This window comes from Amaricoccus solimangrovi (assembly GCF_006385685.1).
Lineage (GTDB): Bacteria > Pseudomonadota > Alphaproteobacteria > Rhodobacterales > Rhodobacteraceae > Amaricoccus > Amaricoccus solimangrovi.
The window spans coordinates 1-7,221 of record NZ_VFRP01000062.1 but is presented as its reverse complement, the minus strand read 5'-3'; the positions used below and the strand labels follow the sequence as shown (position 1 = coordinate 7,221).

The 7,221-nt window shown below is 69.8% G+C and carries 6 protein-coding genes; 2 read left to right on the top strand and 4 right to left on the bottom strand.

The features are described from left to right. From FJM51_RS22865 to FJM51_RS22850, 4 genes are all read right to left on the bottom strand, one after another. Positions 1 to 999: Ldh family oxidoreductase (locus tag FJM51_RS22865; RefSeq protein ID WP_140456413.1), on the bottom strand; the 999-nt coding region annotated here is incomplete at its 3' end. 40 nt (positions 1,000 to 1,039) lie between these two features. Continuing rightward, on the bottom strand, positions 1,040 to 2,533 hold the full coding sequence (locus FJM51_RS22860) for an FAD-dependent oxidoreductase (RefSeq protein ID WP_140456412.1): 1,494 nt from the start codon (positions 2,531 to 2,533) through the stop codon (positions 1,040 to 1,042). A 12-nt stretch (positions 2,534 to 2,545) separates the two neighbouring features. After that, positions 2,546 to 3,121: a pyrroline-5-carboxylate reductase family protein gene (locus FJM51_RS22855; RefSeq protein WP_140456411.1), complete on the bottom strand. Its 576-nt coding sequence runs from the start codon at positions 3,119 to 3,121 to the stop codon at positions 2,546 to 2,548. Positions 3,122 to 3,285: 164 nt separating this feature from the next. Then, entirely contained in the window at positions 3,286 to 3,921 is a 636-nt protein-coding gene (locus FJM51_RS22850; RefSeq protein ID WP_140456410.1) for a TetR/AcrR family transcriptional regulator, read from the bottom strand. Between the two features lie 144 nt (positions 3,922 to 4,065). Here FJM51_RS22850 and hpbA point away from each other — a divergent pair, with 144 nt between their 5' ends. Then, on the top strand, positions 4,066 to 6,102 hold the full coding sequence (gene hpbA, locus FJM51_RS22845; RefSeq protein WP_140456409.1) for an N-methyl-L-proline N-demethylase HpbA: 2,037 nt from the start codon (positions 4,066 to 4,068) through the stop codon (positions 6,100 to 6,102). 103 nt (positions 6,103 to 6,205) lie between these two features. Further along, positions 6,206 to 7,221: proline racemase family protein (locus tag FJM51_RS22840; protein WP_181164732.1), on the top strand; the 1,016-nt coding region annotated here is incomplete at its 3' end.

Genomic DNA, 7,221 nt, shown 5'->3' with positions numbered 1-7,221 from the left:
TCCCCGCGTGTGGGAAAGGAGCCGGTGGTAGACGTCGTCGGCGACTCGGATGCGTGCCGTGTCGTCGCAGGGAAGCCGCGGCGCTCCCGTTCCGGGGATCCGCGCGCCCCTCGCGGCGAGACGCTCCACCTGCTCGGTCAGACGGGCCTCGAATTCCGGGTCAAACAGCGTCGGATCGAGGGCGACGATGGTCATTCCGGTTCCCGGCCTCGCGGTTCCGGTGGTGAAATCCGGCGAATCGAGGGACCAGTTGCCTCCGGAAAGCCCCGCCGACAGCACCTCGACCATCAGCGCGATGTTCGCGCCCTTGTAGCCGCCGAAGGGCAGCAGGGCGCCCATCAGGGCCCTGGACGGATCCGTCGTCGCCTGGCCCTCGGCGTCGATCGCCCAGCCTTCGGGGATCGCCCGGCCCTCGCGCGCCGCCCGGGCGACGTTCACGAAGGCGCTCGCGCTCGACGCCTGGTCGATCACCAGCGGCGCGCGCGGCGCGGCGAGCGGCGCGCCGAAGGCGACGGGGTTGGTCGAAAAGAGCCGTCCGCTTCCCGCGCGCGGCGCGACGATCGCATTGGCGTTCGCGGCCACGAGCGAGACCAGGCCTTCGCCCGCCAGCCGGCGCGCGTAGTAGCCGAGCTCGCCGCAGGGAAAGCTGTCGTGTTGCGTGAGGACCACGACGCCCAGTTCCTTCACGCGACGGGTCAGTTCGTCGAAGACCAGGTCGAAGCCGAGTTGCGCGACGCCGCCCGCCGCGTCGATCCGGATCATGCCGCGCGCGGGCATGTCGATCTTGGGGACGGCGCCTCCGTCGATCCGGCCCGCCCGCAGGCCGTCGAGATAGTCGAGGAGATGCGCGAGCCCCACTTCGGCACGCCCGACGAAATCGGCCGCGAGGCTTGCCCGCGCGAGGGACCGGCTCATCGCCTCGCTCGCGCCGCGGGCGCGGCACGCCGCCTCGGCGATCCTGAACAGGTCGGCGGCCGCGTGTTCGGTGAACCCGGTCATCGCTGGTATCTCCTTGGCGGGGGCGGCCGATCCGGCTGCTTCATCCGGGGGCGGGGAGGGGCATCGCGGGATAGACACGGGAGGTGTCGGTCTCGAAGTCCCGGAGTTCGGCGAGGCGCCGTTCCTCGCTCCAGCCCGCGGCGGTGGCGAGGACAGCGGAGAGGTCCCGCGCCGCGTCCCGGCCGAGATCCGGATCGAGGCCACGGGGAAGCCTGCGGCGAACGAGGTCGCCGAGGCGGACGACATGCTCCCGCGTGACCAGCTGAGCGAGCTCGGCGGTCGTCGCGGGAGGCGCCGGGCGCGCGATCGCACCGCGCGGGGGAGGGGATCGGCGCCCCAGCCGCCGCTCCGCGGCGCGCGCCGCGAGCCGCGCCGCGTGCCGGTGCAGCATGATCGTGGACCCGGTGACGGCGTAAAGCCCCGGACCGCTCTCGACGACGCGGACCGGAAGCAGCGTGCTTTCGCCGTCCAGGGTGGAGGTCGGCCGGACGCCGCACCAGCAGTGAACCACGTCGGCGCGGGAGAGGGCGAGTTCCGGAAAGAGCCGGTTCGCCTCTTCGAGGACGTAGTCCACCTCGGCCTCTTCCACGCGGACCTCGTCCGGATCGGCGCTCACGACGGTCTCGGTCGGGCCGATGAAATGCAGGTCGCGCCAGGGAAAGACGTAGAAGGGTTCGCCCCTGCTCGAGAAGGCTTCCAGTCCCTGGCCGCGGAACCCGCCGGGCAGGCGGACCATCACGTTGACGCCCTTCACGCCCCGCACCCTCGGGCCGGCGCCGCCGCCCGGAAGCCGGTCGATCCACGGGCCGCAGGCGTTGATCACGACATCGCAGGTCACCGTGACCGACCCCTCGGCCTCGGGCGCGCGCTCTTCCAGCGTGACCTGCCAGCCCGCGCCGCGCGGCTCGATCCCGGTCACCGCCGTGTAGGTCCGCGCGACGCAGCCCAGCCGCTCCGCGTCGAGCGCCGTGTCGACGCAGATCCGCTCGGGCCAGGCGTACATGTACTCCTCGAACACGCCGATGCCCGTCAGTTCGCCGCCGAGCCCGGCGGCGAGCGGGCTTTCCGAGGCGGCGGAGGCGACATCCCTCCGGCGGTAGGCGAGCGGAACCTTCCAGCCGCCCAGGGCCTCGGTCAGCCTGAAGCCGAGATCGACCAGCCAGGGCGGATACCGGTCCCCGGCGCGGAACGGGTAATGGAAGCGGTGCTTGGTGAGATGACCGGGCATGTCGCGGACGAGCTCCGCCCGGCACCGCATCACCGCGCGGGTATGAAACAGGCGCTGGATCATGTCCCCCGGGTGAAGCGGCATCTGCCAGAGCGGATAGCGCGCGGCGAGATAGCCGAGGCCCGAATAGAGCATCCGGCTGGAGCGCGACGAGGTGCCGGATCCGAAATCGGCGCGGTCGACGAGCAGCACGCCGAAGCCGCGCCCGGCGAGCTCGCGCGCCGTCGCGCAGCCAACCGCGCCCGCGCCGACGACGACCACGTCGTAGCGTGCTCCCCGGAGCTGTTCCAACGCTGGTCTGGGCAAGTCAGCTCTCCGTCAGGAAGCGGCGGAAACGGCGCGAACCAGGCGCGGGCGCCCGACGCGGTTCGCCGAGGCGGGCTGGTCAGCGGCCCCGACCGGGCGATCCGGCTCCGTCACCGGATCGAGACCGGTCTCGTCGGCGATCTCCTCCGAGGCGCCGATCGCCGAGAGAAGCCAGGGTATGACCGCGCGATCGCCGCTCGTGATCGTGTCGGCGGCCCACCAGGGCGTGAGGGACGCGCCGAACTCGGCGGCCGCGTTCGGCATGGCGCGCGCGATGCGACCGCCGTGGCGCGCGAGCATCCTCGCGCTCACGCCGGCCATGAACGAGAGGACGAGCTTGCCCTCCGCGCGCGGGGTGAGGCGCGGCCAGGCGTCGGGACGGACGGCGAGCACGACGACGTCGGAGCGGAAGACGAGATCCGGGATATCGATGGCCGGCGTGACGCCCGCGTACCCGTAATACTCGAAGCGATGGCTTCCGCAGCCAAGGACGACCAGCTGCTCCGGAGCGATCAGCTTCCGCGACAGCAGTCGCCTGCCGAGGGCCGACCCCAGCCAGCCGGTCGCGCCGATGATACCCACCCGCATGCGTCACCTCCCCGCGTCGGGACATGAATCGCCCCGCGATCACCAGGGTACGCTGTCCGGTCATATCGATCAATCAAATGTTCATATGTGTCATACCAAGGTTCAAGTACGTCCAACCGAGGGTCATGCGAGAACACGAATTGCGGACCAGGTGGTTCGCGGGCTCAGGGCTGGTCGTCGGGCCGGAACCGGGCGTTGAAGCGGGCGATCTCGCGCGGTTCCGGCGCCTGGTCGGCGTAGATCCGCACATACATCGGAATCCGCGCGAGGCGCGTCTCGATGTCCTCGTTCGCCTGCGTCGAGATGTAGCCGATCTGCACGAGATAGATCGTCCGGGCCCGGATGTCGGCCTCGGCGGTGTCCAGCCCCCATCGCGCGAGCATGTTCGTCAGCGCGGCGAGCCGCGCCTCGTCCGCCTCCCGGACACGCGCGGCGACCCTCTCGTCCTGCAGCGCCCAGCTGCGGACCGCGAATTCCAGCCGCGAGTCGAAGATGTCGGCGGCGAGGAAGCAGGTCAGCACGTTCAGCATCGCCTCGGCCCGCGTCTCGGCGTACTGGCCGGTGGCCGCGATGAGCGGCCGGGTGGTCCGGGCGTCCCAGCCGTCGATCAGCGCCGCCAGAAGCGCCTCCCGGTCCTCGAAGAACCAGTAGAAACTCGTGCGGGACAGGCCGAGCTTCCTGGCGAGCGGCAGGATCTTCACCGCGTCGACGCCACCGTCGATCAGCGCCTGATAGCCGGCCTCGAGCCAGCCTTCACGCGATCCACGCCACCCGGTTTCCGGTTCGGTACCTTTGCCCATAGGGCTGGGATAAGGGGGAAACGGCTCATGTGCAACGCAAATGTCCAATCTTGGGCGCCTCGCGTTCATGAGTGATTTCGCAATTGACATATATGAACATTTCGTGCGATCCTCGGCCATCTCCTCCTGTGACAGGCAGACCTCATGTCGACCGATCCCCTTCTCCAGCCGTACCAGCTGAAGCATCTCACGCTCCGCAACCGGATCATGATCACCAGCCATGAGCCGGCCTACCCCGAGGACGGGATGCCCAAGGATCGCTACCGCGCCTATCACGTGGAGCGCGCGAAGGCCGGCGTGGCGCTGACGATGACGGCGGGATCGGCCTCGGTGTCGCGCGACAGCCCGCCGGTCTTCAACAACATCCTCGCCTGGAAGGACGAGGTCGTCGGCTGGATGAGGAAGCTGACCGACGAATGCCACGACCACGGCTGCGCCGTGATGATCCAGCTCACCCACCTCGGCCGCCGCACCCGCTGGGACAAGGCCGACTGGCTGCCGGTCGTCTCGCCGAGCCACGAGCGCGAGGCGGCGCACCGTTCCTTCCCGAAGAAGATGGAGGATTGGGACATCGCGCGGATCATCGGCGACTACGTCGACGCCGCCGAACGCATGAAGGCCGCCGGGCTCGACGGGCTGGAGCTGCAGGCCTACGGCCATCTGATGGACCAGTTCTGGTCGCCGCTGACCAACGATCTCGACGGCCCCTACGGCGGCTCGCTCGACAACCGGCTGCGCTTCACCCTCGACATCCTGCGCGGCATCCGCGAGCGCTGCGGCGAGGACTTCCTGCTCGGCGTGCGCTACACCGGCGACGAATGCCTGCCCGGCGGGTTCGACGCCGAGGACGGCATCGCCATCTCGCGCAAGCTCAAGGACAGCGGCCTCGTCGATTTCCTCAACGTGGTGCGCGGGCATATCGACACCGACGCCGGCCTGACCGACGTCATCCCGGTGCAGGGAATGCGCAACGCGCCGCATCTCGAATTCGCCGGCCGGATCCGCGAGGCCACGAACTTCCCGACCTTCCACGCCGCGAAGATCCCCGACGTGCCGACCGCGCGCCACGCGATCGCCGCCGGGCTCGTGGACATGGTCGGCATGACGCGCGCGCACATGGCCGACCCGCATCTCGTGCGCAAGGTCATCGAGGGGCGCGAGGACGACATCCGCCCCTGCGTCGGCGCGAACTACTGCCTCGACCGGATCTATCAGGGCGGCGCGGCCTACTGCCTGCACAACGCGGCGACCGGCCGCGAGGAGACCATGCCGCAGACGATCCCCGCCGCCGAGACGCGGAAGCGGATCACCATCGTCGGCGCCGGCCCGGCGGGCATGGAAGCCGCGCGCGTCGCCGCCGAGCGCGGCCATGCCGTGACGGTCTTCGAGGCGGCGGACCAGCCCGGCGGGCAGATCCGCCTGACCGCGCTGCAGGAGCGCCGCCGCGAGATGATCTCGATCATCGCCTGGCGGATGGCGATGTGCGAGAAGCACGGCGTCACCTTCAACTTCAACAGCTTCGCCGACGAGAGCGACGTGCTCGCGACCGAGCCGGACGAGGTGATCATCGCGACCGGCGGCCTGCCGCATACCGAGGTGCTGAGCGTCGGCGACGATCTGGTCTGCTCGGCCTGGGACATCCTGTCGGGCGACGTGAAACCCGGCGCGAACGTGCTGATCTTCGACGACGCGGGCGACCACGCCGCGCTGCAGGCGGCGGATGCGATCGCCGCGACCGGCGCGACGGTCGAGATCGTCACCCCGGACCGCAGCTTCTCGCCCGAGGTCATGGCGATGAACCTCGTGCCCTACATGCGCTCCCTGCAGCGGCGCGACGTGACCTTCACCGTCACCTGGCGGCTCATGTCGGTCACGCGCGAGGGGAACCGGCTTCGCGCGGTGCTCGGCAGCGACTACGGCGACATGACGCGGGAACGGCTGGTCGATCAGGTGGTGGTGAACCACGGCACCCGGCCGCTCGACGATCTCTATTTCGACCTGAAGCCGCTCTCTTCCAACCTCGGCGAGGTCGATTACGAGGCGCTCACGACCGGGCGCGTCCAGGCGACGCGGAAGAACGAGGCGGGAAGCTTCCGCCTGTTCCGGATCGGCGACGCGGTGGCGGCGCGCAACACCCACGCCGCGATCTACGACGCGCTCCGGCTCGTCAAGGATCTCTGAGCGGCCCGCGCCCGCGCCGACTTCCGGCGGCCCGTTCCTCCGGGAACGGGCCGCGTCCATCGCCGCGCGCCCCTGGCCACGGATATGCCGAGGAGAGACTGAATTGGCCTTCAAACGAATGATCCACGCGGTCGACACGCATGCCGGAACGCCGATGCGGGTCATCACCGGCGGTGTCCCGCATGTCCCGGGGAACTCCGTCCACGAGAAGATGAAGTGGCTCGAGGAGAACGACGACCAGCTCCGCAAGCTGGTGCTGCGCGAGCCGCGCGGCTATCCGGCGCATTGCTGCAATCTGATCGTACCGCCGAGCCATCCCGAGGCCGACGCGGGCTACGTGATCATGGAGCAGATCGAATATCCGGTCATGTCGGGCGGCAACACGATCTCGGTCGTGACCGTCCTGCTCGAGATGGGTCTCCTGCCGATGAAGGAGCCGGTGACCGAGCTGGTGCTCGAAGCGCCGGCGGGCCTCATCCGCGTCCGGGCCGCCTGCGCGAACGGCAAGGTGAAGAGCGTCACCTTCCGCAACGTTCCCGCCTTCGCCGCGCATCTCGACGCCGAGATCGACGTGCCCCATCTCGGCAAGGTGCGCGTCGACGTCGGCTGGGGCGGCATGTTCTACGCGATCGCGGATGTCCGCCAGTTCCCGGGGCTCGAACTCATCCCCGAACATGGCCGCGAGATCGCGCGGGTCTCCGCGCTGATCCGTCAGGCCGCGATCGAGCAGCTGCCGGTCGAACATCCGGACTACCCCGGCGTGGGGATCACGATCTCGCAGCTCTCCGGGCCGACCGACGATCCGGAGGCGGACTGGAAGAACGCGGTGACGATGGCCTCGGGCGATTTCTCCTGGGACAACCCCGCGAGCTGGACCGGCGCGCTCGACCGCTGCCCCTGCGGCACCGGAACCTGCGCGAAGATGGCCGTGCTGCATGCCAAGGGCGAGCTCCCGCTCGACCGGAGCTTCCGCCATCAGGGCATTCTCGGCAACATCTATACCGGCAGGCTGGTCGAGGAGGCGACCATCGGCGGCCGCCCGGCGGTGGTCCCGGAGATCTCCGGCACGAGCTGGATCCACGGCCTCAACACGATCGTGCTCGACCACGACGACCCGTT

Excerpts from the sequence above, each read along its gene's own strand:
- hpbA (WP_140456409.1), top strand. The coding sequence starts at position 4,066 with ATGTCGACCGATCCCCTTCTCCAGCCGTACCAGCTGAAGCATCTCACG.
- FJM51_RS22855 (WP_140456411.1), bottom strand. The coding sequence starts at position 3,121 with ATGCGGGTGGGTATCATCGGCGCGACCGGCTGGCTGGGGTCGGCCCTC.
- FJM51_RS22850 (WP_140456410.1), bottom strand. The coding sequence starts at position 3,921 with ATGGGCAAAGGTACCGAACCGGAAACCGGGTGGCGTGGATCGCGTGAA.